Origin of the sequence: Rhodococcus sp. NPDC127527, assembly GCF_042672245.1 — a bacterium.
GTDB lineage: Bacteria > Actinomycetota > Actinomycetes > Mycobacteriales > Mycobacteriaceae > Rhodococcus_G.
The window spans coordinates 92165-117037 of sequence record NZ_JBHXVP010000013.1; the positions used below are offsets into that span (position 1 = coordinate 92165).

At 70.2% G+C, this 24873-nt stretch carries 25 protein-coding genes; 10 read left to right on the plus strand and 15 right to left on the minus strand.

Annotation, left to right across the window (positions count from 1 at the left end):
* Positions 1-41 precede the first annotated feature (41 nt).
* Genes ACFVH2_RS20285 through ACFVH2_RS20300 form a run of 4 tightly spaced genes read left to right on the plus strand, consistent with a single transcriptional unit; the run spans position 42 to position 4158 of the window.
* Positions 42-824, plus strand: coding sequence for a VOC family protein (locus tag ACFVH2_RS20285; RefSeq protein ID WP_378425120.1), 783 nt, complete (start codon positions 42-44; stop codon positions 822-824).
* 10 nt (positions 825-834) lie between these two features.
* Entirely contained in the window at positions 835-1422 is a 588-nt protein-coding gene (locus ACFVH2_RS20290; RefSeq protein ID WP_378425118.1) for a TIGR03086 family metal-binding protein, read from the plus strand.
* On the plus strand, positions 1422-3137 hold the full coding sequence (ilvD, locus tag ACFVH2_RS20295; RefSeq protein ID WP_378425116.1) for a dihydroxy-acid dehydratase: 1716 nt from the start codon (positions 1422-1424) through the stop codon (positions 3135-3137). The genes ACFVH2_RS20290 and ilvD overlap by 1 nt, the downstream gene beginning before the upstream one ends.
* Positions 3130-4158, plus strand: a complete 1029-nt coding sequence (locus tag ACFVH2_RS20300) for an adenylate/guanylate cyclase domain-containing protein (RefSeq protein ID WP_378425114.1) — start codon at positions 3130-3132, stop codon at positions 4156-4158. The genes ilvD and ACFVH2_RS20300 overlap by 8 nt, the downstream gene beginning before the upstream one ends.
* Positions 4159-4161: 3 nt before the next feature.
* On the opposite strand, the gene ACFVH2_RS20305 is transcribed toward ACFVH2_RS20300, so the two are convergent.
* The 5 genes from ACFVH2_RS20305 to ACFVH2_RS20325 form a co-directional block, all read right to left on the minus strand.
* A complete protein-coding gene (locus ACFVH2_RS20305; protein ID WP_378425112.1) occupies positions 4162-4896 on the minus strand; it encodes an MBL fold metallo-hydrolase in 735 nt (244 codons plus the stop codon).
* A 73-nt stretch (positions 4897-4969) separates the two neighbouring features.
* Positions 4970-6142, minus strand: coding sequence for an acyl-CoA dehydrogenase family protein (locus ACFVH2_RS20310; protein WP_378425110.1), 1173 nt, complete (start codon positions 6140-6142; stop codon positions 4970-4972).
* A gap of 19 nt (positions 6143-6161) precedes the next feature.
* Complete coding sequence (locus ACFVH2_RS20315; protein ID WP_378425108.1) at positions 6162-6965, minus strand: translation initiation factor; 804 nt, start codon at positions 6963-6965, stop codon at positions 6162-6164.
* 6 nt (positions 6966-6971) lie between these two features.
* Positions 6972-7625 (minus strand): serine protease, encoded by a 654-nt coding sequence (locus ACFVH2_RS20320; RefSeq protein ID WP_378425106.1) that lies wholly within the window; start codon positions 7623-7625, stop codon positions 6972-6974.
* Positions 7626-7810: 185 nt separating this feature from the next.
* On the minus strand, positions 7811-8437 hold the full coding sequence (locus tag ACFVH2_RS20325; protein WP_378425104.1) for a TetR/AcrR family transcriptional regulator: 627 nt from the start codon (positions 8435-8437) through the stop codon (positions 7811-7813).
* Positions 8438-8522: 85 nt separating this feature from the next.
* On the opposite strand from ACFVH2_RS20325, the gene ACFVH2_RS20330 reads away from it, so the two are divergent.
* Positions 8523-10094 carry an MFS transporter gene (locus ACFVH2_RS20330; RefSeq protein WP_378425102.1) on the plus strand — a complete coding sequence of 524 codons (1572 nt, stop codon included), beginning with the start codon at positions 8523-8525 and terminating at the stop codon, positions 10092-10094.
* 6 nt (positions 10095-10100) lie between these two features.
* Here ACFVH2_RS20330 and ACFVH2_RS20335 read toward each other — a convergent pair whose 3' ends face one another.
* On the minus strand, positions 10101-11348 hold the full coding sequence (locus ACFVH2_RS20335; RefSeq protein WP_378425100.1) for an Nramp family divalent metal transporter: 1248 nt from the start codon (positions 11346-11348) through the stop codon (positions 10101-10103).
* A gap of 200 nt (positions 11349-11548) precedes the next feature.
* Here ACFVH2_RS20335 and ACFVH2_RS20340 point away from each other — a divergent pair, with 200 nt between their 5' ends.
* The 5 genes from ACFVH2_RS20340 (at position 11549) to vsr (ending at position 16835) form a co-directional block, all read left to right on the plus strand.
* Positions 11549-12460, plus strand: coding sequence for a diiron oxygenase (locus tag ACFVH2_RS20340; RefSeq protein ID WP_378425098.1), 912 nt, complete (start codon positions 11549-11551; stop codon positions 12458-12460).
* Between the two features lie 49 nt (positions 12461-12509).
* The gene (locus ACFVH2_RS20345) at positions 12510-14213 is read left to right on the plus strand and encodes an FAD-dependent oxidoreductase (protein WP_378425096.1); all 1704 of its coding nucleotides are present in this window, start codon (positions 12510-12512) and stop codon (positions 14211-14213) included.
* Between the two features lie 150 nt (positions 14214-14363).
* Positions 14364-15521 carry a DNA cytosine methyltransferase gene (locus tag ACFVH2_RS20350; protein WP_378425094.1) on the plus strand — a complete coding sequence of 386 codons (1158 nt, stop codon included), beginning with the start codon at positions 14364-14366 and terminating at the stop codon, positions 15519-15521.
* On the plus strand, positions 15518-16396 hold the full coding sequence (locus ACFVH2_RS20355) for a hypothetical protein (protein WP_378425092.1): 879 nt from the start codon (positions 15518-15520) through the stop codon (positions 16394-16396). The genes ACFVH2_RS20350 and ACFVH2_RS20355 overlap by 4 nt, the downstream gene beginning before the upstream one ends.
* Positions 16397-16418: 22 nt before the next feature.
* Positions 16419-16835 carry a DNA mismatch endonuclease Vsr gene (gene vsr / locus ACFVH2_RS20360; protein ID WP_378425090.1) on the plus strand — a complete coding sequence of 139 codons (417 nt, stop codon included), beginning with the start codon at positions 16419-16421 and terminating at the stop codon, positions 16833-16835.
* On the opposite strand, the gene ACFVH2_RS20365 is transcribed toward vsr, so the two are convergent.
* The 9 genes from ACFVH2_RS20365 to ACFVH2_RS20405 are packed head-to-tail and all read right to left on the minus strand — an operon-like array spanning position 16832 to position 24860.
* Positions 16832-17563: a phosphatase PAP2 family protein gene (locus ACFVH2_RS20365; RefSeq protein WP_378425088.1), complete on the minus strand. Its 732-nt coding sequence runs from the start codon at positions 17561-17563 to the stop codon at positions 16832-16834. The two genes, vsr and ACFVH2_RS20365, sit on opposite strands and share 4 nt — an antisense overlap.
* 50 nt (positions 17564-17613) lie before the next feature.
* Positions 17614-18375, minus strand: a complete 762-nt coding sequence (locus ACFVH2_RS20370) for an SDR family NAD(P)-dependent oxidoreductase (RefSeq protein ID WP_378425281.1) — start codon at positions 18373-18375, stop codon at positions 17614-17616.
* A 25-nt stretch (positions 18376-18400) separates the two neighbouring features.
* On the minus strand, positions 18401-19180 hold the full coding sequence (locus ACFVH2_RS20375) for an SDR family oxidoreductase (protein ID WP_378425086.1): 780 nt from the start codon (positions 19178-19180) through the stop codon (positions 18401-18403).
* Between the two features lie 5 nt (positions 19181-19185).
* A complete protein-coding gene (locus ACFVH2_RS20380; protein WP_378425084.1) occupies positions 19186-19998 on the minus strand; it encodes a MaoC/PaaZ C-terminal domain-containing protein in 813 nt (270 codons plus the stop codon).
* 27 nt (positions 19999-20025) lie between these two features.
* A complete protein-coding gene (locus ACFVH2_RS20385) occupies positions 20026-21204 on the minus strand; it encodes a lipid-transfer protein (RefSeq protein ID WP_378425082.1) in 1179 nt (392 codons plus the stop codon).
* The gene (locus tag ACFVH2_RS20390) at positions 21204-21650 is read right to left on the minus strand and encodes a MaoC family dehydratase (RefSeq protein ID WP_378425080.1); all 447 of its coding nucleotides are present in this window, start codon (positions 21648-21650) and stop codon (positions 21204-21206) included. Before ACFVH2_RS20390 ends, ACFVH2_RS20385 begins: the two co-directional genes overlap by 1 nt.
* Complete coding sequence (locus tag ACFVH2_RS20395; RefSeq protein WP_378425078.1) at positions 21647-22759, minus strand: acyl-CoA dehydrogenase family protein; 1113 nt, start codon at positions 22757-22759, stop codon at positions 21647-21649. Before ACFVH2_RS20395 ends, ACFVH2_RS20390 begins: the two co-directional genes overlap by 4 nt.
* Positions 22759-23697: a bifunctional MaoC family dehydratase N-terminal/OB-fold nucleic acid binding domain-containing protein gene (locus ACFVH2_RS20400; RefSeq protein WP_378425076.1), complete on the minus strand. Its 939-nt coding sequence runs from the start codon at positions 23695-23697 to the stop codon at positions 22759-22761. Before ACFVH2_RS20400 ends, ACFVH2_RS20395 begins: the two co-directional genes overlap by 1 nt.
* Complete coding sequence (locus tag ACFVH2_RS20405) at positions 23694-24860, minus strand: acyl-CoA dehydrogenase family protein (RefSeq protein WP_378425074.1); 1167 nt, start codon at positions 24858-24860, stop codon at positions 23694-23696. Before ACFVH2_RS20405 ends, ACFVH2_RS20400 begins: the two co-directional genes overlap by 4 nt.
* Positions 24861-24873: the final 13 nt, after the last annotated feature.

Sequence of the window (24873 nt, forward strand, 5' to 3'; positions counted from 1 at the left end):
GTGACCGGTGGATCGATTCCTCTCTGCGAAAGGACATCGTCATGCCCGAACGGTCGAGCTACGTGCAGGGCACCCCCTGTTGGGTGGATCTGTCGGCCAAGGATCCCGACACCGCGAAGACCTACTACTCGGCCCTGTTCGGCTGGGATTTCGAGGACATGCCCAACCCCGGCGGGGGCGTGTACTCGATGGCGCGGTTGCGGGGCAACTACGTCGCCGCGGTCGGCGGCCAACCGCCGGGCGTCCCGGACGGCACACCGTCGATGTGGAACACCTACCTCGCCACCGACGACGCCGCCGCGGCAACGGCCAAGGTCGCAGGCGCCGGCGGCCAGGTCCTGATGGGACCGGACGACGTCGGGGAAGCGGGCCGGATGTCGTTCGTGGCGGACCCGACCGGCGCGGTGGTCGGCCTGTGGGAGGCGGGCCAGCACATCGGCGCGTCGCTGGTGAACGAGGCCGGCACCCTCACCTGGAACGAGCTGATCACGCCCGACCCGGCCAAGGCGATGGCGTTCTACCAGGCGGTGCTCGGCACCGGCTCGTCGGAGCAGGAGATGCCGGGCGGCGAGAAGTACACACTGCTCCTGGTCGGCGATGCGCAGGTCGGAGGCTGCACACCCCCGCGGATGCCGCAGGTCCCGACCCACTGGCACGTCTACTTCGCCACCGACGACACCGACGCCACGGTCGCGGCGTCGAACGCTGCGGGCGGCAGCGTCATGGTCGAACCGATGGACGTACCCACGGTCGGCCGGATGGCCGTGCTCACCGACCCGACCGGGGCCGTGTTCAGCGTCATCAAGCCCGCACCCGCGCAGTAGGGCAGACGCGGTGGCACTCGAATGGCTCGCGCTCGCCCGCCGGGCGATGCAGGAGTTCGGGTCGCGGGTCGACGCCGTCACCGACTGGGACGCGCCGACCCCCGACACCGAGTGGGACGTGGCCGACCTGGTCCGGCACGTCGTCGTCGAGCAGCAGTGGATTCCGCCGCTCCTGAGCGGCCTGACCCTCGCGGAGGCCGGCGACCGGGTGCATCCGCTCGGGACCGATCTGGCGGCGGAGTGGCACCGCTTCTCGGGGCTGGCGGCCGCGGCCTGGGAGGTGGCCCCGCCGGCGGCCCCGGTGCACCTGTCGTACGGCACCGTCACGGTGGAACACTATCTGCGCGAACAGGTTTCCGACATCGCCATCCACAGCTGGGACCTCGCCCGCGCCGCGGGCCTGGACGAGACGCTGGACCCCACGCTGGTCGAGGCGGTGTGGGAGGTGCTCGACGCCCAGCGCGAGATGCTGAGCGCCAGTGGACTGTTCGCCGCGCCTGTGGAGGTGTCCGCGGACGCTCCGCTGCAGACCCGGCTGCTGGCGTTGACCGGCCGCGATGCCGATTCGCCGCGCCGCGCAGACCCGACCGGAGGATGATGAGCAGCGTGTCCCAGGATCCGAACGGCCCCGACATCAAACCCCGTAGCCGCGACGTCACCGACGGCCTCGAGAAGACCGCCTCGCGCGGCATGCTCCGCGCGGTGGGCATGGGCGACGACGACTGGGGCAAGTCCCAGATCGGCGTCGCGTCCTCGTGGAACGAGATCACTCCGTGCAACCTGTCCCTCGACCGCCTCGCCAAGGCGTCGAAGGACGGTGTCCACGCGGCGGGCGGCTACCCCCTCGAATTCGGGACCATCTCTGTCTCCGACGGCATCTCGATGGGGCACGAGGGCATGCACTTCTCGCTCGTGTCCCGGGAGGTCATCGCGGACAGTGTCGAGACCGTCATGCAGGCAGAACGGCTCGACGGTTCGGTGCTGCTCGCCGGCTGCGACAAGTCGCTGCCCGGGATGCTGATGGCCGCCGCGCGCCTCGACCTGGCCAGCGTGTTCCTCTACGCGGGCTCGATCCTGCCCGGGATCGCCAAGATGTCGGACGGCTCCGAGCGGGAGGTGACGATCATCGACGCGTTCGAGGCCGTCGGCGCCTGCTCCCGCGGTCTGATGAGCCGGGAGGACGTCGACTCGATCGAACGCGCCATCTGCCCGGGCGAGGGCGCCTGCGGCGGCATGTACACCGCGAACACCATGGCCAGCGCGGCCGAGGCGCTCGGCATGTCGCTGCCCGGCAGCGCCGCCCCGCCGGCCACCGACCGTCGGCGGGACGGGTACGCCCGGCGCAGCGGCGAGGCCGTCGTGGCGATGCTGCGCCGCGGGATCACCACCTCGGACATCCTCACCAAGGAGGCGTTCGAGAACGCGATCGCGGTGGTGATGGCGTTCGGCGGATCCACGAACGCGGTGCTGCACCTGCTCGCCATCGCACACGAGGCGCACGTCGACCTCACGCTCGACGACTTCCGCCGCGTGGGTGCCAAGGTCCCGCACCTCGCCGACGTCAAACCGTTCGGCAGCCACGTGATGGTCGACGTCGACCACATCGGCGGCGTCCCCGTGGTGATGAAGGCGCTGCTCGACGCGGGCATGCTGCACGGCGACTGCATGACCGTCACCGGCGCGACGATGGCCGAGAACCTCGCCCACATCGCCCCGCCCGACCCGGACGGGAAGGTGCTCCGGGCGATGAGCGATCCGATCCACCCGACCGGCGGCATCACCATCCTCTCCGGTTCGCTGGCGCCGGGCGGGGCGGTGGTGAAGTCGGCGGGCTTCGAGTCCGACGTGTTCACCGGCACCGCAAGGGTTTTCGACCGCGAGCGGGCCGCGCTCGACGCGCTCGAGGACGGCACCATCACCGCCGGCGACGCGGTGGTGATCCGGTACGAGGGCCCCAAGGGCGGGCCCGGCATGCGGGAGATGCTGGCGATCACCGCGGCGATCAAGGGCGCCGGGCTCGGCAAGGACGTGCTGCTGCTGACCGACGGGAGGTTCTCCGGCGGCACCACGGGCCTGTGCGTCGGCCACGTCGCACCCGAGGCGGTGGACGGCGGGCCGATCGCGTTCGTCCGTTCCGGTGACCGGATCCGGCTCGACGTCAGCAGCGGCACCCTCGACCTGATGGTCGACGCCGACGAACTCGACCGGCGGCGACAGGGCTGGGAACCGTTGCCGCCCCGCTACACCCGCGGCGTACTCGCCAAGTACGCGAAGCTGGTCGGGTCGGCGTCGAACGGGGCGGTGTGTGGCTGAACACGCGAGCGAACGGCGGCAGGCCCGCGAGTTCGCGATGATTCAGGCGGAGGTCGAGCGGAACCTGCTCGGCGGCGAGATGAAGTACACCCGGGAGCAGGTCGCCGAGTTGTCGGGCATCCCCCTCGAACGGGTGCAGCGGCTGTGGGTGGCCATGGGGTTCGCCGCGGACGTGGGTGCGGAAGCAGCCATGTTCACCGACGCCGACGTCGAAGCGCTGAAGGGCATCACCTCACTCGTGGACCGCGGCATCATCGATCCCGATCTCGAGGTGTCCGTGACCCGCGCTCTGGGACAAGCCTTTTCACGCCTAGCCGAGTGGCAACTCGGACTGCTCAACAGTCACATCCTGGACCGGCTCGAACATCGCGACTCCGGCCAACCCCCCGACGTGCACGCGGTCGCGGCCCAGGCCACCCTCGTCGCCGAACAGATGCTGCCGACCCTGCAGAGCCTGCAGTCGTACGTGTGGCGCAGGCACCTGGCGTCGAATGCCGCCCGGTTCCTCGGCAATCGCGGTGAGGAGGTGGACAGCCGCAACCTGGTGATCGGCTTCGCGGACATGGTCGGCTACACCAGCCTCACCCGCCGCATCGACATCACCGAGCTCACCGAACTGCTCGAGTACTTCGAGTCCACCGTCACCAACGTGATCAGCCAGGGTCACGGCTGGGTGATCAAGAACGTCGGTGACGAGGTCATGTTCGCCGTCGAAGAGCCCGCCGACGCCGCCGCGATCGCGCTCTCCCTGCAGGACGCGGCCGCCAGCACCGAGGAACTGCCGAACCTGCGGGTGGGCCTGGCTCGCGGCGACGTCCTGGTCCGTTTCGGCGACGTCTACGGCTCGGTGGTGAACATCGCTGCGCGCCTCACCAGTTCGGCCAGACCCGGCACCGTGCTCGTCGACTCCGCACTGGCCGACGCGCTCGGCAGCAACCCGCGGTTCCACCTCCGGTCGTTGCGCTCGCTGCGGGTGCGCGGGTTCAGCCGGCTCAAGGCGTACGCGCTGCGACGGAGTTGAGGCCTACGACGGTTCGCGCAGTCGCTCCTGTTCCGCCTCGAACCGTCCCTGGTATTCCGATGCCAGGTCGCGCAGCGCGCCCGCGCAGTCCCCGGTGAAGGCCGGCCCGTGCATCAGGCCGAGGGTGGTCGGCTCGAGGTCTGCCAGCGACCGGATCGTCGGACCGAGGGCCGGAGTCAATGCCGTCGCATGGCCCATCTCCTCCCCGGCCATTGCGGGGCCGACGATCTCGCTGTCGCTGACGTCGGGATGCCTGCCGAAGGCCGTGAACAGGTCGCCACACAGCAGCGTCGACGTCGACTCCTCGAACACCAGGCAGGCGTCCCAGCCGTGCGGCACGTGCGGGGTGTCGATATGACGGACCCGCCGTTCGCCCACGTCCAGCACCTCGCCGTCCTGCAGGGATCGGGGCGGTCGGTCGGCCAGGTCTGCCACCTGGACGAAGCACGACAGCGCGCCGTGCGCCACCTGCGCGTGCGGTGCCGCCTCGAGCCACGAGTTCATCGATCCGCACTCGTCGGCCTCGACGTGCCCGAAGGCGAGCCACCGGAGCCGGTGGAGCGGGACCACCCGGTGGACGGCGGCGGACGTGTTGGGGAACAGCGCGCGCTGGCCCATGTGGAAGAGCAGCGGTTCGTCACCGTCGATCAGGTACTGGTTCATCACCAGGTTGGCGTCGTCGACGTAGGTCGAGAATCGGTAGATGCCCGGTGCGATCTCGGTCGTCGTGGTGTCCATGTCCGGCTCCGCTCAGGTCACGGCCCCCTCGACCTTCACACTGCCTCGCGGCAAGCGCTCCACGCAAGAGCGGCTAGCGAAACGCGGAGGACCCGGTCAGCGCTTGGCCGATCACCAGCTGGTGCATCTCCGAGGTGCCCTCGTAGGTGAGCACCGACTCCAGGTTGTTGGCGTGCCGGATCACCGGATACTCGAGGGTGATGCCGTTGGCACCCAGAATGGTTCGGCACTCCCTGGCGATGGCGATCGCCTCCCGGACGCTGTTCAGCTTGCCGAGGCTGACCTGCTCGGGCCGCAGCGCGTGAAGATCCTTGAGCCGTCCGAGGTGCAGCGCCAGCAACTGGCCCTTGCCCAGTTCGAGCGCCATGTCGGCGAGCTTGGCCTGAGTCAGCTGGAAGGCGGCCAGCGGCTTGTCGAACACCTCGCGAGAGCGGGCGTAGTCGATCGCGGTCTCGAGGCAGTCACGGGCGGCGCCGAGGGCGCCGAACACGATGCCGAACCGGGCCTCGTTGAGACAGCCGAGCGGCCCGGACAACCCCCGTGCCTCGGACAGCATCGCCGCGGCGGGCAGCCGGACGTCGTCGAGGACGAGTTCCGCGGTGACCGAGGCGCGCAGTGAGAGTTTGTGCTTGATCTCCGGCGCGCTGAAACCTGGGCTGTCGGTGGGCACCACGAAGCCGCGGACCCCGTCATCGGTGCGCGCCCACACCACGGCAACGTCCGCCACCGACCCGTTGGTGATCCACATCTTCGTTCCGCGCAGGATCCAGTCGCCGCCGTCCCGGCGGGCGTGGGTGCGCATCCCCGCGGGATTGGATCCGAAGTCCGGCTCGGTGAGCCCGAAGCAACCGAGTGCCTCACCCGACGCCATCGGCGGCAGCCACCGCTGCTTGTGTTCCTCGGAGCCGTACCGGTGGATCGCGAACATGGCCAGCGATCCCTGCACCGAGACCAGGCTGCGGATCCCGGAGTCGGCGGCCTCGAGCTCGAGGCACACCAGTCCGTACGCCGTCGCGTCCATGCCCGCGCATCCGTAACCGTCGAGATGCATGCCGAGGACGCCGAGTTCGCCGAGTTCGCGGGCCAGCTCCCGAACAGGGAGCCGGCCGGCCTCGAACCAGTCGGCGATGTGTGGACGGATCCGATCGGCCGCGAATCTCCTGGCACTGTCACGGATCTCTCGCTCCTCGTCCGAGATCAGCGATTCGAGCGCGAACAGTTCTGCGACGGACTGGGTTTCGGCCATCCTCGGGTCCTTCCTTCGATCAGGCGCCGTCCGCGCCGAGCGATTCGAGTGCGCTCTTCGCCTCGGCCAGTTGACGACTGAGCTCCTCGACCCGCTGGGCCGCCGCCTCGCGGGCCGCGGAGAGCACCGCCGCGACCGCCTGCTGCGCGGCGGCGTCACCGAGTTCGGCGACGGCGCGCTCGACCGCGTCCGCCGTCACCGGCGCGGCCTTGCCCGGACGCCGCTCGCCGTGCGTGACGGTGACCGTCCACTCGTTGCCGGCCTCGGCGTGCAGGGTCACGCTCACACTGGCGGGATCCTTCGCGCGGCGCGCTCGCTTGGCGGGGGCCGGGGTGCCGGCCCCGGCGGGGTCGGTGCTGGGTGTGGTCACGGGCGCCTTCGGTTGTGCGGTGAGGGTGGTTGCGGCAGGAGGTTCGGCCGCCGTGGTCACGGTCTTCGGCGTCGCGCTCTTCGGCGAGGAGACCTTCGGCGCGGCGGCCGCCCGCGACGCGGCGGCCCGAGCCTCCACCTCTTGGACGGTGCTCGACCGCGGTTTCGCGGCAGACGCCGCCGCCGGTTTCACCGGGGCCGCCTTCGCCGGCTGGCGGGTCAGACGCAATTCGTCTGCCTCGTAGGGCAGTTCGTCGTTGACGCCCTTCGGCCGGATCAGCACGGTCCGGCCGTCGATCGACACCACCTTCGCCGAGCACCCGGCGGGAATCCCGAGGCTCGGCGTGGCGTCGATCAGGTAGACGGTGGCGCGCTTGCCTGTGGCCAGTGCTTCGGAGAGATTGTTCAGGTCCTGCTCGGTGAGATGGTCACCGCTGCGTTTACGAGGTGGCATCTGCGGCTAGATCGGCCTGAAGCCCGCACCGACACCGCCGTTGGCGTTGATGTCGTTCATGATGCTGTCGAGGTTGGTACCGAGTTCCGGGCCGAGGCACGCGAAACCCACATAGGCGTTCACCATGCCGACCAGAGTAGTACCGCGTACGACGGGACTTCCCGAGTCACCCTCGATAACGCACATCTGGGTCCAGGTCTCGTGCGACTGCAGCAGGTCACCCCAGGCGATGCCGCACGTGTTGCCCGTGCGCAGGCCCTCCTTGCAGACCACGTCCGGGAAGCTCGCGGGCGCACCGATATTGGTGATGGTGACCTTGCCGACGTGGTTGACCGGCGCGACCTTCGCCGGGTCGAACTGGATCACCGCGTAGTCGAGCTCGGGGTTCTTGCCGACGATGTGGCCCACGACGCCTGCGTCCTCGCGGTACTCCGGCACGATCGCGCCGCCGGGCTCGCCGCAGTGACCGGCGGTGATGCCGACGAGCCTGCCCGCGTTGTCGTGCCCGATGGTGGTCAGCGTGCACAGGGCTTCGTTGGCGATGATCATCCCGGACCCGCCACCGAGCACCGCCGGCGACGCAGCGGCCGCGGGGCCGACGCCGAGATATCCGAGAGCCGCCGCCGCCATCGCGATCAGCACTACAACCTTCTTGGCCATGTTCGTCCCTCCCGGAGGGGTTCGCCCTCGCAGGCGACCGCCGTACGCGGTGCGGATCGGACACCCACTACGAGCGGACCTGCGATTGCGATCTGTGGCGTGCGCTGAGTAGACGCGCTGGATCCAGTATCCGCGCCCCCGACCGTCCCGCGCACGCGAACGAGTCGATTGATCGGCGAAAGGCGTCAGTGCGAGGTGGCCCGCGCCGCCAGGAAGTCGTCGACTATTCGTGCGCACGCTTCCGGTCCGAGCGGCGGCAGCGTGGCCAACCGGGTGAAGACGAGCGGTCCGAGCAACTGCGCAAGGGCCAGCTCGTAGTCGCCCCCGGCGAGCACTTCCCGACCGGCCGCGCTCGCGAACACCCGGTCGAACGGCGCCTTGTACTGCTCGGCGATATGTCGACGCAGCGAGCGCAACTCGGGGTGGTCGGCCGCGTCGCCGGCCTCACCGAGTCCCGGCCCCATACCCAGCCAGCACATCGCGGTGAGCTGCATCGGTGCCTCCTCGATCAGCCGGGCCTGCCGGGTGAGCAGCGAAACGAGCTGGTCGCGCAGGTCGAGGCCGTCCGGAACATCCGAGGCGGGTGGGATCAGCCGGCCGAACGCCGCGGCGAGCAACTCGGTACCGCTGTCGAAGTGACGGTAGAGGGTTGCGCGCGCGACCTTGGCCGCCCGGGTGACCGCGTCGATGGTGACGGCCTCGACGCCGCCGCGCGCGAGGAGCGTGGTCGCGGCATCGAGCAGCCGTGCCCGGGATCGGGCCTTGCGTGGGTCCTCGCGCGGATCGGCGTCCACGACATCTCCCCGGTCCATGTCACCTCCGAACGAATCTCGGGGTTGTGAAACCCCCGTTCTACAAACAATACTGACAGTCTCGTTTGGATCGGGGAGGCCACACATGACCGCACGCACCGAGTCCGGCAACGTCCGCATGTCGGCGCGTGAGGTGTGGACGCTGACAGTGGTGTGTTCGGCGGTGGCGATGGTGATCGCTGCGGCGGCCGCCCTGAACTCCGCCCTGCCTGCAATGGCGCTCGAGACCGGGGCGACCCAGAGCCAGCTGACGTGGATCGTCGACAGCTACACCCTCACGCTCGCGGCACTGCTGCTGCCCGCGGGCGCGCTCGGCGACCGGTTCGGGCGGCGCGGCGTGCTGCTGGCTGGGCTGGCGATTGTCGCGGTCGCGTCCGCCGGACCGGTCTGGCTCGATTCCCCGACGTGGCTGATCGCGTTCCGGGCCGTCGGCGGCATCGGAGCGGCGCTGGTGATGCCCGCGACGCTGTCCCTGCTCACCGCGACCTTCCCTCCCGAGCACCGGGCCCGCGGCGTCGCGATCTGGTCGGGGGTCGCCGCATCCGGAGGCATCGCCGGCCTGCTGGTCTCCGGGCTTCTCCTCGAGCACTGGTCGTGGCAGTCGATCTTCGTCGGGTTCACGGGCGTGGCGGTTGCCCTGTTCGCGGTCTCGTGGACGATCGCCCCGTCCCGGGAGCAGAGTCCCCCGCGCTTCGACCTGCCCGGCGCCGCGTTGGCGATCGTCGCGGTCGGGTTGTTCGTGCTCGGCATGCTGGAGGGCCCGATCCGCGGCTGGACCGATCCGCTCCCGATGACGGCGCTCGTGGTCGGCGTGCTGTGTGCGGCGGTGTTCACCGTCGTGGAGCTGCGGCGGGCCGAACCACTGCTCGACGTGCGACTGTTCGGAAACCGGGAGTTCGGTGCCGGCGCCGCCTCGATCACGCTGCAGTTCCTCGCGTCGTTCGCACTGTTCTACCTGATCGTGCAGTACATGCAGCTCGTGCTCGGATACAGCCCGCTGCAGTCCGGTCTCGCGCTGGCACCGATGATCGTGCCGACGATGCTGCTCTCGGCGGCTATCCCGTGGCTGCTGCCCCGCGTGGGTTTGCGCTGGCTGAGCGTGGCCGGGCTGGTGTTCGCCGGCCTGGGCATGTTCGTGTTCGCCCGGGTCGACGCCGACAGCGGCTACGGCGCCACCGTCCTCGCCCTGTTGATCTACTCGGTCGGCGTCGGATTGTGCACCGCACCGGCGACCCACGCGATCGTCGACAACACCCCCGACGACAAGCAGGGCGTGGCGTCGGCCGTCAACGACACGACCCGTGAGATCGGTGCCGCCGTCGGCATCGCGCTCGCGGGCAGCCTGCTCGCCGCGACCTACAGCCGGGGGATCGAGCCGGCCGTGCAGGCGGTGCCGGAGCCGGCGAAGGAACCGGTCGGCTCGTCGCTCGCCGCGGCGCTGCAGGTCGCGAAGATGGCTGGGCCGCAAGGTGATCAGCTCGCCGCGTTCGCGCGATTGGTCTTCATGGACGGGATGTCGGACGCGGCGCGCGCGCTGGGCGCCATCTTGCTGATGGCAGCCGTCGTGGTCGGGGTGTGTGCGCCGGGACGGAGGCGAACCGACGACGCGATCCCGGACGACAGTTCGGATCTCGTCTCGCTCACCGATCGCGACTGACCGCGGTCAGCCGAAGACGGTGAGCACCAGCAGCGCGACGTTGAGGGCCACGATCACCGCGGTCGCCGCCCACGCCGCGATCGCGGTGCCGCGACGGTTGACGTGCTCGCCCATCAGCCCGGGCTCGGACGTCATCCGCACCAGCGGAACCAGTGCGAACGGGATGCAGAAGCTGAGCACCACCTGACTGATCACCAACGACATCGTGGGGTCCGCGCCGATCGCGAGGATCACCAGCGCGGGAATCAGCACGAGGATCCGGCGAAGCGGCATGGGAATGCGGAAATGCAGCAGCCCCTGCATGATCTCGGCGCCGGCGGCGCAGCCCACCGAGGTGGACGCCAGCCCGGAGGCGAGCAGGCCGACCGCGAAGATCACCGCGACCGTGGGGCCGAGCGCCGAGGAGATCGCGGCGTGCGCACCCTCGATGGTGTCGGTCCCGTCGACTCCGCGCAGCGCCGAGGCGGCGAGCAGCAGCATCGCGATGTTCACGGTGCCGGCGACGACCAGCGCCGCGCCGACGTCGAGCTTGGTCGCCTTGAGCAGTCGCGGCAGCAGCGCGGCCTTGATCCCCCTGCCGTGCCGGTCCCGCGCGAGCGCGGAGTGCACGTAGATCGCGTGCGGCATCACGGTGGCCCCGAGCATGCTGGCGGCGAGCAGAACGGTCTCGGTTCCCTCGAAGCGCGGCACGAGGCCCGCGATCGCGTCCCGCCCGGACACGTCGGTGAACGCCAGACCGCTGACGAAGCCCAGGGTGATGATCGCGAGCAGTCCCATCACCACGAATTCGAAGGTCCGCTGGCCGCGAGCCTGGGTGGAGAGGATGGCCATGGACACCGCGCCGGTGATCAGGCCGCCGAGCGGCAGCGGCACTCCGAAGAGCAGGTTCAGCGCGATCGCGCCGCCGATCACCTCGGCGAGATCGGTCGCGACGGCGGCCAGTTCGGCCTGCAGCCAGAACGCCTTCCGCTGGGCGGGGCGCAGCCGGTCGCCGAGCAGTTCCGGCAACGAACGTCCCGTCACCAGACCGAGCTTCGCCGACAGGTACTGCACGAGTACCGCCATCGCGTTGGCCATCACGAGCACCCAGATCAGCAGGTAGCCGTACTTGGCGCCGGCAGTCAGGTTGGCGGCGACGTTGCCGGGATCGACGTAGGCGATGGCCGCGACGAACGCCGGTCCCACCAGTGCGATGAGTCGTCCGAGACCCGGCCCCCTGCGGGTGGGCGGGGTCGCGAGATCGACCGTGCGCACACTTTCCACGTCAACCCCCGCAGCCGGAACCGTTATTTGCCTCACCATATCAAGAAGTTCGGCAACCCAAACTTTCTTGCCTCGAGCTGTGCGCGGTGACAGTTGTCACAGGCGGGCGGCGCGAGTACAGTCGCATTACCTGTTACTCGTTGTCACATAAACGCCGTCGCGCGTCTCGTGGCATGAAACGAAGGGCCGACATGACCACCGCTCTCCCCGTGCAGCGCCCCGCGGTCTCCGATCGCGAGGAGACCGCCCGCCGCCTGCTGGCGTCCTCCGCCCGCAAGTCGTACGACCCGATGATCGAGGTCGACTGGGAGGCGCCGCTGCCCGAGGACAAGTTCGGGCTGACCCCCGAGTGGAGCACCCTCTACGGCACCGCGCTCTGGGACGAGATGACCATGGCGCAGAAGGTCGAGCTGACCAAGCACGAGGCCGCGAGCGTCTCGAGTGTCGGCCTGTGGTTCGAGATCCTGCTCATGCAGATGCTGCTGCGCGACGTCTACGGCCGCGACAAGCACTCCCGGCACGTCCAGTTCGCCCTCACCGAGGTCGCCGACGAATGCCGTCACTCGGTGATGTTCGCCCGCGCCGGCGAGCGCTTCGGCATGCCGAGCTACGGCCCGCACCCCGTCATCCACAAGCTCGGCCGGATCTGGGGCAGCTACTTCCGCGGCGCCAACGCGTACGCCAGCGTGATGGCCGCCGAGGAGATCCTCGACATGATGCAGCGCGACTTCATGAAGGACGAGCGCGTCCAGCCGGTCACCCGCACCGTCAGCAAGATTCACGTGCTCGAGGAAGCCCGGCACATCCGGTTCGCCCGCGAGGAGGTGGGCCGGCGCCTGCAGGGTGCGAGCCGGGCCCGACTCGCCGTCGAGCGGGTCAACACCGCGGTGGTCGTGTACTTCGTCATGAAGTCGATGATCCGCAAGGACGTCTATGCGAACGCCGGCCTCGACCCGCAGCGCGCGATCGCCGAGGCCAAGAACAACAGGCACTACCAGGACACGGTGCGCAGGTCCGGCGCCAAGTTGATGCACTTCCTCACCGAGTCCGGTCTGGTCGGCGGCCCCAGCAAGATCCTCTACAAACGGGTCAACCTGCTCTGACGGCGGTGCCGCCCCCACGCCCCAGCTCCTGCACAGAGGAACGACTCCCATGGCATACGTGATCACCCAGGCGTGCTGCAACGACGCCTCCTGCGTCGCGACCTGTCCGGTCAACTGCATTCACCCGACACCGGACGAGGCGCAGTTCGCGACCACCGAGATGCTGTACATCGAGCCCGACACCTGCATCGACTGCGGCGCCTGCGTGGACGCCTGCCCGGTTGCGGCGATCTTCCCGGCCGACGAGCTCGGCGAGTCCGACGCCCGGTACGCGGAGATCAACGCGAACTACTACGACCGGTACCCGCTGCAGGAGGGCTGGAAGCCGCTGCAGCCGGCCGAGGCCAAGCGGACCGACCTCGGGACGCTGCGGGTGGCGATCGTGGGCGCGGGCCCCGCCGCGTGCTACGCGGCGGAGGAACTGCTCATCCACTCGGACGTCGAGGTGGAGATGTTCGAGAAGCTGCCGACCCCGTGGGGCCTGATCCGGGCGGGCGTCGCGCCGGATCACCCGGGCACCAAGGTGATTGCCGAGGCGTTCGAGTGGACCGCGGCCAAGGACGGCTTCCAGTTCCACCTGGGCGTGGAGATCGGCAAGCACCTCACCCACGAGGACCTGCTGGCGAACCACCACGCGGTGATCTACGCGGTGGGCGCGTCCAGCGACCGTCGGCTCGACCTCCCCGGCGAGGATCTGCCGGGCAGCCACGCCGCGACCGAGTTCGTCGCCTGGTACAACGGGCACCCCGACCACGCGAACGCCCGGTTCGACCTGTCCGGTGAGCGCGCCGTCATCATCGGCAACGGCAACGTCGCGCTCGACGTGGCCCGCGTCCTCACCATGGACGTCGACGAGCTGGCGAAGACCGACATCGCCGACCACGCGCTGGAGGCGCTGCGCCACAGCAATATTCGCGAAGTGGTCCTGCTGGGCCGGCGCGGACCCGCACAGGCGGCGTACAGCACGCCGGAGTTCCTGGCGCTCGGCGACCTGGCCGGCGTCGACGTCGTCGTCGACCCCGCCGAACTCGAACTCGACGAGGCGACGGCCGGGCAGCTCGCAAGGGGTGAGCTGGAGCCGTCGACGGCGTTCAAGGTGCAGCTGGCACGCGAGTTCTCCGGACGGACGACCGATCCCGGTCGCAAGCGGATCGTGTTCCGGTACCTGGCGTCACCGACCGCGGTGCTCGGCACCGACCGTGCCGACGCCGTCACCGTGGTGCGCAACGAACTCGTCGCCGACGAGCACGGCACGCTGAGCGCCCGACCGACCGGGGACACCGAGACGGTCCCCACCTCGCTGGTGCTGCGGTCGATCGGCTACCGCGGGGTCCCGGTACCGGGCGTCCCGTTCGACGAGCGCCGCGGCACGATCCCCAACGACCACGGCCGGGTACTCGCGGGGCCAGGCGGTGCGCCGGTCGACGGCGTCTACGTCACCGGCTGGATCAAGCGCGGGCCGTCCGGTGTCATCGGCACCAACAAGTCGTGCGCCAAGGACACCGTCGCCCGACTGTTCGAGGACTTCCAGGCGGGCCACCTGGTCCGACAGGTCGGCAGTCGCCGGGAGCTGACCAAGCTCGTCGGGCAGCGCCAGCCCGCCCGCATCGACTACCGCGGCTGGCGGGCGATCGACTCGGCCGAACGGTCCCGCGGGGCGGCGACGGGTCGGCCGCGGGTCAAGATCACCGACGTCGACGAGCTGCTGGCCGCGGCGAAGCCCCGCCGCCGCCTCCCCCTCGTCTCCCGCTGACCCCGGCTCCCCACACCTGCCCCGACCTCCCCGATGTCACATTCGGTAGTCGTCGTCGAACGACTGTGACATCGGGGAGATCGCTGTGGATGGGTCTGTCGGTGTGGCCGGGTACGGTCCTTACATCTGAGGACGGCACTAAGGAGTCATGTGAGCGGGCGCGCTGTGGGGCTGTTCGCCGGCATCGGCGGACTCGAACTGGGTTTGAGCGAGCACGGCTGGGACACCGAGCTCTACTGCGAGATCGACGCCGGCGCCCAGGCCGTGCTCGCCGCCCGGTTCCCGGAGGCCGACCTGCACTCCGACGTGACCGCCCTGCGTTCGCTGCCCGCGGGCATCGAGCTGGTCACCGCGGGCTTCCCGTGCCAGGACCTGTCCCAGGCCGGTAAGACGGTCGGCATCACCGGCTCCCGCTCGGGCCTGGTCGACGAGGTGTTCCGGCTGGTCAAACGCAAGAAGGGCCCGCGCTGGCTGCTGCTCGAGAACGTCCCGTTCATGCTGCAGCTCGGCCGCGGCGCCGCGATGCGGCACGTCACCTCCGCGCTCGACGACCTCGGCTACATGTGGGCGTACCGGGTGGTCGACGCCCGCGCATTCGGCCTGCCGCAGCGTCGCCAGCGCGTGCTCATGCTCGCCTCCCGCACCGAGGACCCGCGCGAGGTGCTCTTCGCCGACGACGCGGGACCGGCCGCAGAGGGCGAACCCGGCGACCACCCGTGCGGCTTCTACTGGACCGAGGGCGTCCGCGGACTCGGCTGGGCCGTCAACGCGGTGCCGACCCTCAAGGGCGGGTCGACCATCGGCATCGCCAGCCCGCCCGCGGTCCGGCTGCTCACCGGCGAGATCGTCACCCCCGGCATCGTCGGTGCCGAACGCCTGCAGGGCTTCGACCCGGACTGGACGCTGCCCGCACTCGAGGTTCCGGGACTGCGTTCCGGGCACCGGTGGAAGCTGGTCGGCAACGCGGTCAGCACCCGCATGTCGTCGTGGGTCGGCGAGCGACTGGCCGATCCCGTGCCCTACGACGGCGCCGCGGACAAGCCGTTGAAGCCCGGCGACCCCTGGCCGACCGCCGCCTGGGGTCGGGGCGGGGCCGCGCACCGCGCCGACCTGAGCACCTGGCCGGTCCAGCACCCGTACGAGGATCTCGGCGGGTTCCTCGACGACTCGAAGCTGCTCTCCGCCCGCGCGACGGCCGGGTTCCTGCGCCGCGCCAACGCCGGGAACCTGCGGTTCGTGCCCGGTTTCCTCGACGACGTCGCCGAGCACCTCGAGCGCATGGGCGGCGACCCGGCGAGGGCCGCGTGAGCGAGTACCTCACCGAGGACGCGCTACTGAGCGAGGCGATGCTGCGCGAGAGCCTCGGCAGCACCCCGTTGCGCCGGGCCCTGGACGGCGCGGGCGACAAGCCGGACGCGCGGGCCGAGCGCGACGCCAAGAAGAACTACGCGCAGCGACTGTCCAACGAGCTCGCGCAGACCGTGGCGGACGCGCTGCGCCCCACCTACCCGGACATCACCCCGACCGCGACCGGCGCGGGCCAGGAAGCCCAGATCGACGTCGTGAAGGGCCGGAAACGGTTGGACGTCAAGACGATCGACCCCACCCTCGGCCTGGTGCTGTGCGTGTCCATCAAGACCTACAGCTTCCAGGACTACAGCCCCAAGTCCGGCCGGCTCGGCCGGTGGACGAAGAACGTGGTGCGCAACGACCACGAGCTGCGCGGCGAGGCGATGGTGCTGCACCAGCGTCAGCCCTACAGCGTCCTGATCGCGGTGATGTTCGAGCCGTACGCGACGTGCGACGACGGCGACCCCGCGAAGACCAGCGACACCGGCAAGTCGTCGTTCGCCCACCACGTGATGACCCTGTCCAAGCGGTCGGGCCGCGGGAAACGACCGGTGCACGGGCTGTCGGAGCGGGCGTGGGTGGACCTCGGCGCGGAGGACACTCGCTACGACCTGTTCGAGCGGGTCTTCATCGGGCTGTACGAGACCGACGGACCGGATCGCGGCGCGGTGCGGTTCTTCGACGTCGAGGAGGCCCCGCCGCGCAACGGACGCCCGACGGTCAAGCAGACGCTCTCGTTCGACGAGTTCGTCGCGATCGTCCGGGGCGAGGTCGAACGCCGCAACCGGTTCGCACCGTCCTGGTCGGATCCGGACGACGACGGCGACGACTGACGCGCTGCGAGACAATCGGGGCATGCCCTCGCCGGTCCCCGACTCCCCGTCGACCCGTGAGCGGATGCGGACCCAGCGCCGCCGCGACACCGCCCCCGAGATGGCGCTGCGCCGCGAGCTGCATCGCCGCGGGCGCCGCTACCGGGTCGACCGGGCGCCGCTGCCCGGGATGCGCCGACGCGCCGACCTGGTGTTCCCGGCCGCCCGGGTCGCCGTCTTCGTGGACGGCTGCTTCTGGCACCGCTGCCCCGAGCACGCGACGCAGCCGAGGAACAACGCGCAGTGGTGGGCCGACAAGCTGGCCGCGAACGTCGCGCGGGACCGGGACACCGACGTCCGACTGGCCGAGGCGGGCTGGGTGGTGGTCCGGGTGTGGGAGCACGAGGACCCGGCCGCGGCCGCCGACGCCGTCGAGCGCGCGCTGACGCCCGACCCCTAGGAGGAGACCGACTCGCGCGGGGCGGAACGCGTCCGAGCGCGGACGGGCATGTATCGCTGCACCAGCATCGTGGTCACCGGCGTCAGGAACACCGCGAAAGCCAACGCGATGCAGGTTCCGAAGACCAGTCCGGCGGCGACGTCGTGCGGGTAGTGCACGCCGCTGACCACGCGGGAGACACCGACGACCAGTGCGGTCACGACAGCCAGCACCGACAGCCACACCCGCCCGGCCGCGTACGCGGTGAGCACCACCGCCGTCGCGAGCGCGGCGGCGATGCCCGAGTGGTTGCTGGGGAACGACCAGTCGCCGAGGGGCGGGCATTTCGACAGCGCGTGCACACCGGGGACGGCGGTGCAGGGGCGTTCCTCGGTGATCACGGACTTGACCGCGAGGGTCGCGATCGCCGACCCGACGACGCCGGCACCGGCCGCGAGGCCGACCCCGAGGGTGCGGGGACTGCTCCGCCCCCACCACAGCGCGAGCGCCAGCATCCCGGCGAGGGCGACCAGCCCTGCCTCGGCGACGAGATCACTGAGGGTGCCCGATCCACTGGGCCAGGTGGCGGTGGCCGATTCGACCGAGCGGTACAGCGAGGTGGACGCTCGGATGATCGGGTTGTCGCTCATGTCCCACGGCCCGAACACGCCGAGGATGCCCACCGCGACGATGAGGGCGGCGAGGCCGAGCGGCCAGTTGCGGGGCGCGGTGACGAGTCGAGCGTGCATTGAGCGAAATCTACTCAGCCAAACTGGCAGAACGCTGAGAGGCCCTCGCATCACCCCCAGCGGGACTGGCCGCCGTCGAGCGGGACGGTGGCGCCGGTGAGGTAGCGGGCGTCCTCGGAGCACAGGAACACCACCGCGCGGCCGATGTCGGCCTCCGGGTCACCGACCCGGCCCAGCGGAATGCCGGCGACGAACTCGGCGGCCTCCTCCGGGTTCTTGTCCATCCACCACTCGAGCGCGGGCGTCATCGCGTGCGGGGCAACGTTGTTCACCCGGATGCCGTCGCGTCCCCACTCGGCCGCGGCGGCACGGGTGAGCACCCGCATGCCCTCCTTGACGGAGCCGTAGACGCCGTAGTTGCTGGCGTCCCACCGCACCGCGGCCGAGGTCACCAGGTTGACGATCGATCCGCCGCCACGCGCCACCATGTGGGGATGGCAGGCCCGCATCATCCGCAGCGTGGCCAGCGGACCCGAGGCGAATGCCCGCTCGAAGTCCGCGTCGACCACGTCGAGGAGCCGACCGGGCTTGGAGTCGTTGGCGTTGTTCACCAGGATGTCGACGCCGCCGAGCTCGCCGACGGTCCGCTCCACCGCCGCGACGATGTCGTCGCCGGAGGAGACGTCGCAGCGGACCGGGATCGCGCGGCCACCGAACTCCTCGATCTCCGCGACCGTCTTGTGCAGCTTGGACTCGGTGCGACCGGCCACCGCGATCGCGACGCCCTCCTTGGCCAGCGCCAGCGAGATGCCGCGGCCGATGCCCTGTCCCGCTCCGGTGACGAGCGCAACCTTGCCGTCCAGGATTCCCATGCTCATGCTCCGATCATGAAGTGATTCAGCCGATTTCCGGATGGGTGGCCAGGTAGCGCGCCGGGTACTCGCCGCCGCCGTGGACGGCGATGTCCGCACCGTTCACGTACGCGGAGAGCGGTCCGGCCAGGAACAGGCACGCGCCCGCGATGTCCGAGGGCACCGCCATCCGCCCGATCGGCAGTGTCTTGGTGACGGCGGCACCGCCGTCCGCGCCGTACACCGCGGCCGCGGCCTCGGTCCGGATCAGCCCGGTGGTGATGTGGTTGACACGCACCTTCGGCGCCCATTCGAGTGCCAGCGCCTTGGTCAGCACCAGCAACCCGCCCTTGGCCGCCGAGTACGCGGCGGTGCCCGGCTGCGGGTCCTGGCCGGACACCGACCCGATGTTGACGATCGAGCCGCCGTTCTCCCGCTGCATCAGCCGGTTCGCGGCCTGCGCGACGTAGAAGGGTGCCAACAGGTTCAGCGCGACGACCTTCTCGACGAACCGCGGCGAGACCTCCGCCGCGTCGGCGTCGGGCGAGCCGCCGGCGTTGTTGATCAGCACGTCGAGGCCGCCCATCGCGGCATGAGCGGACTCGACCATGGCGCGCACCGCGTCCGCGTCGCGGACGTCCACCGGCACGAACGCGGCCCGGCGACCGTCGGCCTCGGGCACTGTCTCGGGTTCGCTTCGCGCGCAAACGGTCACCTGAGCGCCGGCCCCGAGGAAGGTCTCCGCGACGACGCGGCCGATTCCCTTGGTACCGCCGGTGATCAGGACCGACGTGCCGGTGAAGTCGGCGGGGTTGGCGACGGCCATCCCGGTCAGCCCGCGAACCGGGCGCGGGCGCCCGCGATCGCCACGGTGTCCGCGCCGACCTCGAACTCGACCGCGTCGCCGTCGCGCCAGCCGCGCACGGGCAGGACCTGGCCGGGGAACACCGGCGCGGAGAACCGTCCCGACAGCTCCACCAGGTCGGCGGGGTGCGCACCCAGTGCGCGTGCCAGCGGCAGCGTGCTCGCGGCCAGGGTGCACAGGCCCTGCAGGATCGGCCGCGGCTGGCCGATGCGCTCGGCTGCGGCCGGGTCGATGTGGATGTGGTGGAGATCGCCGGTCAACCGGTAGAGCGCGGCCTGGGTCTCGAAGGTTGCCAGGTCCGTCGACAGGTTCGGCTCACCCTCCGGCGCCGGGGGCTTGGACGGGCCCCGCTCGCCGCCGAATCCGCCGTAGCCGGGCGCGAACAGCGACCAGGTCGCCACGAAGTACTCGCACTCGACCTTCACCTCGAACACCGCGGCGGCGCCCTTGTCCCACACCTCACCGACGGACGCACGCAGCTCGAGTTCCCCGCTGCGCGGCAGCGGGCGCAGCACCTTCAGCTCCTGGGAGCCGTGCAGCGCGGTCTTGGTGTCGAACGCACCCCGCGAGCCCAGCTCGTCGGGTGCCCACTGCGCCAGGGTCAGCGCGAAGGTCGGCAGCACGCGCAGCCGGTCCTCGAACACCAGATCCAACTCGGTGGCCTGAGCCCCCACCGCGAGCGCGTACATGATCGCGTCGCGTTCGGTGTAGCTCACCGTGCGGGTGCCGAGGTCGACCCCACGCCACGCACCGGCCGGCTTCTGCTCCACTGCCGTCATTCTTCGGTCCCTTCCAGATGTTTCGAGTCAGGCGGCGCCGAGAATCAGGCCGCTCGTGGGAACCGCGGTTCCCGCCGTCACGATCACGTTCTCGACATCCTCGGGTTGATTGGTCGACGTGCCGCGCAGCAACCGGACCGCCTCGGCGATGCCGTTGACGCCGTGCAGGTACGCCTCACCGACCTGGCCGCCGTGCGTGTTGCTCGGCAACCGTCCACCGATCTCCAGATTGCCCTCGCGGATGAAGTCCTTGGCCTCGCCGGGGCGGCAGAAGCCGAGTTCCTCGAGCTGCGGGAGCACCAGAGGAGTGAAGTGGTCGTAGAGGATTGCCGCGTTGATGTCGTCCGGCGTCAGACCGCTCTGCCCGTAGAGCTGACGGCCGACCAGACCCATCTCCGGGATACCGGTGATGTCGGGGCGGTAGTAGCTCGTCATCATGTGCTGGTCCTTGCCGCTGCCCTGCGCCGCGCCCTTGATGATCGCGGGCTTGTGGCGCAGGTCCTTGGCCCGCTCGGCCGAGACGATGACGAGGGCCTGGCCGCCGTCGGTCTCCTGGCAGCAGTCGAGCAGGTGCAGGGGCTCGGCGATCCACCGGGAGTTCTGGTGGTCCTCGAGCGTGATCGGCTTGCCGTAGAACCACGCGGCGGGGTTGTTCGCGGCATGCTTGCGTGCCACGACTGCAACCCGGCCGTAATCCTCACTCGTCGCACCGTACTGGTGCATGTACCGCCGGGCGAACATCGCGACCCACTGGGCGGGAGTCGCCAGGCCCTGCGGGGTCAGCCACGCGTACGCGGCCCGGTCGGCGCTGCTGTCCATCGGGCGGTCGTGCTGGCCGAGACCGAAGCGGACACCGGAGCGCTCGTTGAACGCGCGGTAGCAGACCACCACGTCGGCGACGCCGGTCGCGACGGCCATCGCCGCCTGCTGCACCGTGGCGCACGCCGCGCCGCCGCCGTAGCCGATCCGGGAGAAGAACTTCAGCTCCCCCAGACCGCAGTTGCGGGCCACGAGGATCTCGCCGTTGGTCTCCATCGTGTACGTGGCCAGGCCGTCGACCTCGGACGGGTCGATCCCGGCGTCGGCGAGCGCGGCGGTGACGGCCTCGCAGGCGAGCTGCAGCTCGGAGCGGCCGGACCTCTTCGAGAACTCGGTGGCACCGATGCCGACGATCGCGGCGGCACCCGAGAGCGGGCTGACGGCCATCAGGCGCCCTTCCCTTCACCGGCGGGGTACGACACGGTGACGGTTCCGGAGAGGTGGTTGCCGAGGCTGTTCGCACCCTGGACCTTCACCTCGACGAGCCCGTTGTCCTTGGACACGACCGCACCGGTCATCGTCATGGTGTCGCCCGGGTAGTTCGGGGCACCGAGGCGGATCTTCACGCGGCGCACCGTCGCGAAGGGTCCCGCCCAGTCCGTCACGAACCGTCCGGCCAGGCCGTTGCTGGTGAGGATGTTCATGAACACGTCCTTCGAGCCACGCTCCCGTGCCAACTCCGGATCGTGGTGCACGTCCTGGAAGTCCCGCGTCGCGATGGCGGTGGCCACGATGAGCGTGCGGGTCAACGGGATCGCCACCTCGGGCAGCACCTCGCCGACCGCGATGTCGTGGTAGCCGCGCCCGGTGAGCGCGGGTGCGGTGGTGGTCATGCGACCACCTCGACGCCCGCCGCGAGCTGCGCGCCCAGGCGAGCGAGGTCGGACGCGGAACCACCGAGGGTGGCGCCGATCTGCTTGCCCCACAACAGGTGCCGGTGCACCGGGTAATCGGTGTCAACCCCCATGCCGCCGTGGACGTGCGTGGTGCGGTGCACCACGCGCTGGCCGGCGTCGGTGGCCCACCACTTCGCGACGAGCACCGACGTACCGGGCTCCTCGCCCTGGGTGAGCAGCCACGCGGCCTGCCACAGCGTCACACGCATGGCCTCGAGGTCGATGTAGCAGTCCGCCAGCTGGTGGTTCACGGCCTGGAACGTCGCGAGTGGGCGCCCGAATTGCGTGCGGCCGTTGAGGTATGTGACGGCCTGCCGCACGGCGCCGGAGCCGACACCGAGTTGAATCGCGGCGAGCGCGAGCTCGACACGGTCGAGTAGCCACCGGGCGGCGCCCCCGTCGGCGGGGCCGAGCAGTTCGGCCGGCGCCGACTCGAACGTGACGTTGCCGCAGATCTCCCAGTTGGTCGACTGCGTCTGCTCCACCGAGACGCCGTCCGCGGCCAGGTCGACGACGAACAGCGCCGCACCGGTCGGCGTGGTCGCCGAGACGATCGCGCGGTCCGCGACGTGCGTGATCGGGACGACGGCCTTCGCGCCGGTCAGGGTCCACCGGCCGCCGGCCTCGGTCGCGACGGTCTCCGGGTCGCCTTCGACGTACGGGCCGAACTCCTCGAGACCGATCGTCAGGAAGGTGGTGCCCTCGGCGACACCGGGGACGAGCGCGGTCCGCTGCTCGTCGGTGCCGAACTCGGCGACCGCGAGCGCCGCGAGGGCCGACTGCCAGATCGGCACGGGCGCGACGTGGCGGCCCTGCTGCTCGAGGAGAACGTACAGCTCGGACAGACCCAGCCCGCCGCCGCCGAGGTCCTCGGGCAGCGCGATGCCGAGCAGGCCCGTGTTCGCGAGTTCGCGCCACAGTTCGCGGTCGATGCGCTCGTCGCTCAGCTCGACCTGCTTGACGCGGTCGATGCCGGCCTTGCTGGTGAAGACCTCGTCGGCGAGGGTGCGGATCGCCTCTTGCTCTTCGCTGAAGTTGAAGTCCATCAGTGCTCCTCCCGTGCGGCCGGCCGGAACGCGGGCAGCGTCAGATCCGGGTCGGCGTCGATCCAGTCCAGTTCCACCGGCATGTCGATCTCGACGTCGTCCGGCGCGACGCCGGTCATGTTCGCGACCAGTCGGGTGCCCTCTTCGAGTTCGACGGTCGCCACGACGAGCGGGTACTCGAATCCGGGGATCTGTGGGTGGTGGTTGACGACAAAGCTGTAGACGGTGCCGCGGCCCGAGGCGTCGACGGTGTCCCAGTCGAGCGAACGGCACTGCCCGCACATCGGCCCGGTGGGGTGCCGAAGCGTGCCGCAGGCGGTGCAGCGCTGGATCACCAGGCGGTGCTCCTTGGCGGCCTCGAACCAGAAGGCGTTGTCGGCGTTGAGCGCCGGGCGCGGCCGTAGGCCCGCGGGCTTCTCGGCTGCCTCGGGCCGGAAGCGCAGCGTGCGCCAACGCTGGGTCGCGACCACCTGGTCGTCACCGTTGCGGTACGTCTTGAGCGTCGTGACGAAGTGACCGACGCCCAGTCCGGTCTTCTTCTCCGCGGAGATGTCCTCGATCACCTCGGTGAGCGAAACCCGGTCGCCGGGGCGCAGTTCCACGAAGAACTCGAAGTCCGAGTCGGTCGCCACGACGGACGTGAAGCCCGCGTCGTCGAACGCGGCGATCAGATCGGTCCACACCCGAGACGGATCGTTGTTCGTCATCTTGTCGGTGAACGTGCGCATGGTCCAGACCTGCGCCATGAGTGCGGGTGCGACGGCACCGTCCCGGCCGGTGGCCCGGGCGGCCTCGTCGTCGAGGTAGATCGGGCTGGTGTCGCCCATCGTCTCGACCCAGTGCCGGATCATCGGGGTGTTGACCTCGTCCGGTCCCCACGTGGTGGGCGTGAGGGTCTGCCCCTCGAATGCTTCGAGTGCGGTGAGGAATTCGCTCACTTGACCCTCTTCTCACGCACCAGGCCGAGGCCCATCGTGCCGACCATGTCGCGCAGGACCTCGTTGACGCCGCCGCCGAACGTGTTGACCATGCCCTGACGGGAGATCTGCTCGATCTGACCTGCGAGCAGCGCGCCCGGCGACTCGGGGCGGATGCGGCCCGCGGCGCCGAGGATGCCGAGCAGCGTGCGGTAGACGTCGATGTGGGTCTCGGTGCCGTATGCCTTGGTGGCGCCGGCGTCCGCACCGGACAGGGTGTCCGCGGCGACGGCGGCCGTCATCTTCCAGTTCAGCAGGCGCATCGCCTCGAGCTTCGCGTGCGTGCGTGCGAATTCCTGCTGCACCCAAGGAATCTCGATGGTGCCGTTCTCCTTGGCCCAGGCGAGCACCTGGTGCCACAGCCCGTAGGTGCGGCCACCGATCGCGGCCAGACCGATGCGCTCGTGGTTGAGCTGCGCGGCGATCAGCTGCCAGCCGCCGTTGACGTCACCGATCACGTCCTTGTGCGGGACGCGGATACCGCTGTAGTACGTCGAGGTGACCATCAGGCCACCGACGGTGTTGATCGGCGACCACGAGAAGCCGGGATCGTCCGTGGGGACGACCAGGATCGAGATGCCCTTGTGCTTGGGGGCATCCGGGTCGGTGCGGCACGCGAGCCACACGAAGTCGGCGGTGTTGGCGCCGGAGGTGAAGATCTTGTTCCCGTCGACCACCCATTCCTCGCCGTCGAGGACGGCGCGGGTCTTGAGCGACGCGAGGTCGGTGCCGGCCTCGGGCTCGGTGTAGCCGATGGCGAAGACGATGTCGCCCGCGAGGATGCCCGGCAGGAAGCGTTCCTTCTGCTCCTCGGTGCCGTACTTCATCAGCGTCGGGCCGACGGTGTTGACGGTGACGAACGGGAACGGGAGACCCGCGCGCTGCACCTCGTCGAAGAAGACGAACTGTTCCTCGATGGAGCGGCCCTGCCCGCCGTACTCCGTGGGCCAGCCGATGCCGAGCCAGCCGTCCTGCCCGAGCAGTTTGACGACCTCGCGGAAGTACTCGCCGCCCACGCCCTGCTCGCCGGCTGCGCGGCGCTTCTCGGCAGGCAACAACGCCGCGAAGTACGCGCGCAGTTCCCGGCGCAGCTCGAGCTGCGCGGCCGACTCCCTCAACTCCATCGTTGGCTCTCCT

Coding starts and splice junctions, on each gene's coding strand:
- ACFVH2_RS20285 (WP_378425120.1), top strand. CDS start 42: ATGCCCGAACGGTCGAGCTACGTGCAGGGCACCCCCTGTTGGGTGGAT.
- ilvD (WP_378425116.1), top strand. CDS start 1,422: ATGAGCAGCGTGTCCCAGGATCCGAACGGCCCCGACATCAAACCCCGT.
- ACFVH2_RS20305 (WP_378425112.1), bottom strand. CDS start 4,896: ATGGACACCACGACGACCGAGATCGCACCGGGCATCTACCGATTCTCG.
- ACFVH2_RS20310 (WP_378425110.1), bottom strand. CDS start 6,142: ATGGCCGAAACCCAGTCCGTCGCAGAACTGTTCGCGCTCGAATCGCTG.
- ACFVH2_RS20315 (WP_378425108.1), bottom strand. CDS start 6,965: ATGCCACCTCGTAAACGCAGCGGTGACCATCTCACCGAGCAGGACCTG.
- ACFVH2_RS20320 (WP_378425106.1), bottom strand. CDS start 7,625: ATGGCCAAGAAGGTTGTAGTGCTGATCGCGATGGCGGCGGCGGCTCTC.
- ACFVH2_RS20325 (WP_378425104.1), bottom strand. CDS start 8,437: ATGGACCGGGGAGATGTCGTGGACGCCGATCCGCGCGAGGACCCACGC.
- ACFVH2_RS20330 (WP_378425102.1), top strand. CDS start 8,523: ATGACCGCACGCACCGAGTCCGGCAACGTCCGCATGTCGGCGCGTGAG.
- ACFVH2_RS20340 (WP_378425098.1), top strand. CDS start 11,549: ATGACCACCGCTCTCCCCGTGCAGCGCCCCGCGGTCTCCGATCGCGAG.
- ACFVH2_RS20345 (WP_378425096.1), top strand. CDS start 12,510: ATGGCATACGTGATCACCCAGGCGTGCTGCAACGACGCCTCCTGCGTC.
- vsr (WP_378425090.1), top strand. CDS start 16,419: ATGCCCTCGCCGGTCCCCGACTCCCCGTCGACCCGTGAGCGGATGCGG.
- ACFVH2_RS20365 (WP_378425088.1), bottom strand. CDS start 17,563: ATGCACGCTCGACTCGTCACCGCGCCCCGCAACTGGCCGCTCGGCCTC.
- ACFVH2_RS20370 (WP_378425281.1), bottom strand. CDS start 18,375: ATGGGAATCCTGGACGGCAAGGTTGCGCTCGTCACCGGAGCGGGACAG.
- ACFVH2_RS20375 (WP_378425086.1), bottom strand. CDS start 19,180: ATGGCCGTCGCCAACCCCGCCGACTTCACCGGCACGTCGGTCCTGATC.
- ACFVH2_RS20380 (WP_378425084.1), bottom strand. CDS start 19,998: ATGACGGCAGTGGAGCAGAAGCCGGCCGGTGCGTGGCGTGGGGTCGAC.
- ACFVH2_RS20385 (WP_378425082.1), bottom strand. CDS start 21,204: ATGGCCGTCAGCCCGCTCTCGGGTGCCGCCGCGATCGTCGGCATCGGT.
- ACFVH2_RS20390 (WP_378425080.1), bottom strand. CDS start 21,650: ATGACCACCACCGCACCCGCGCTCACCGGGCGCGGCTACCACGACATC.
- ACFVH2_RS20395 (WP_378425078.1), bottom strand. CDS start 22,759: ATGGACTTCAACTTCAGCGAAGAGCAAGAGGCGATCCGCACCCTCGCC.
- ACFVH2_RS20405 (WP_378425074.1), bottom strand. CDS start 24,860: ATGGAGTTGAGGGAGTCGGCCGCGCAGCTCGAGCTGCGCCGGGAACTG.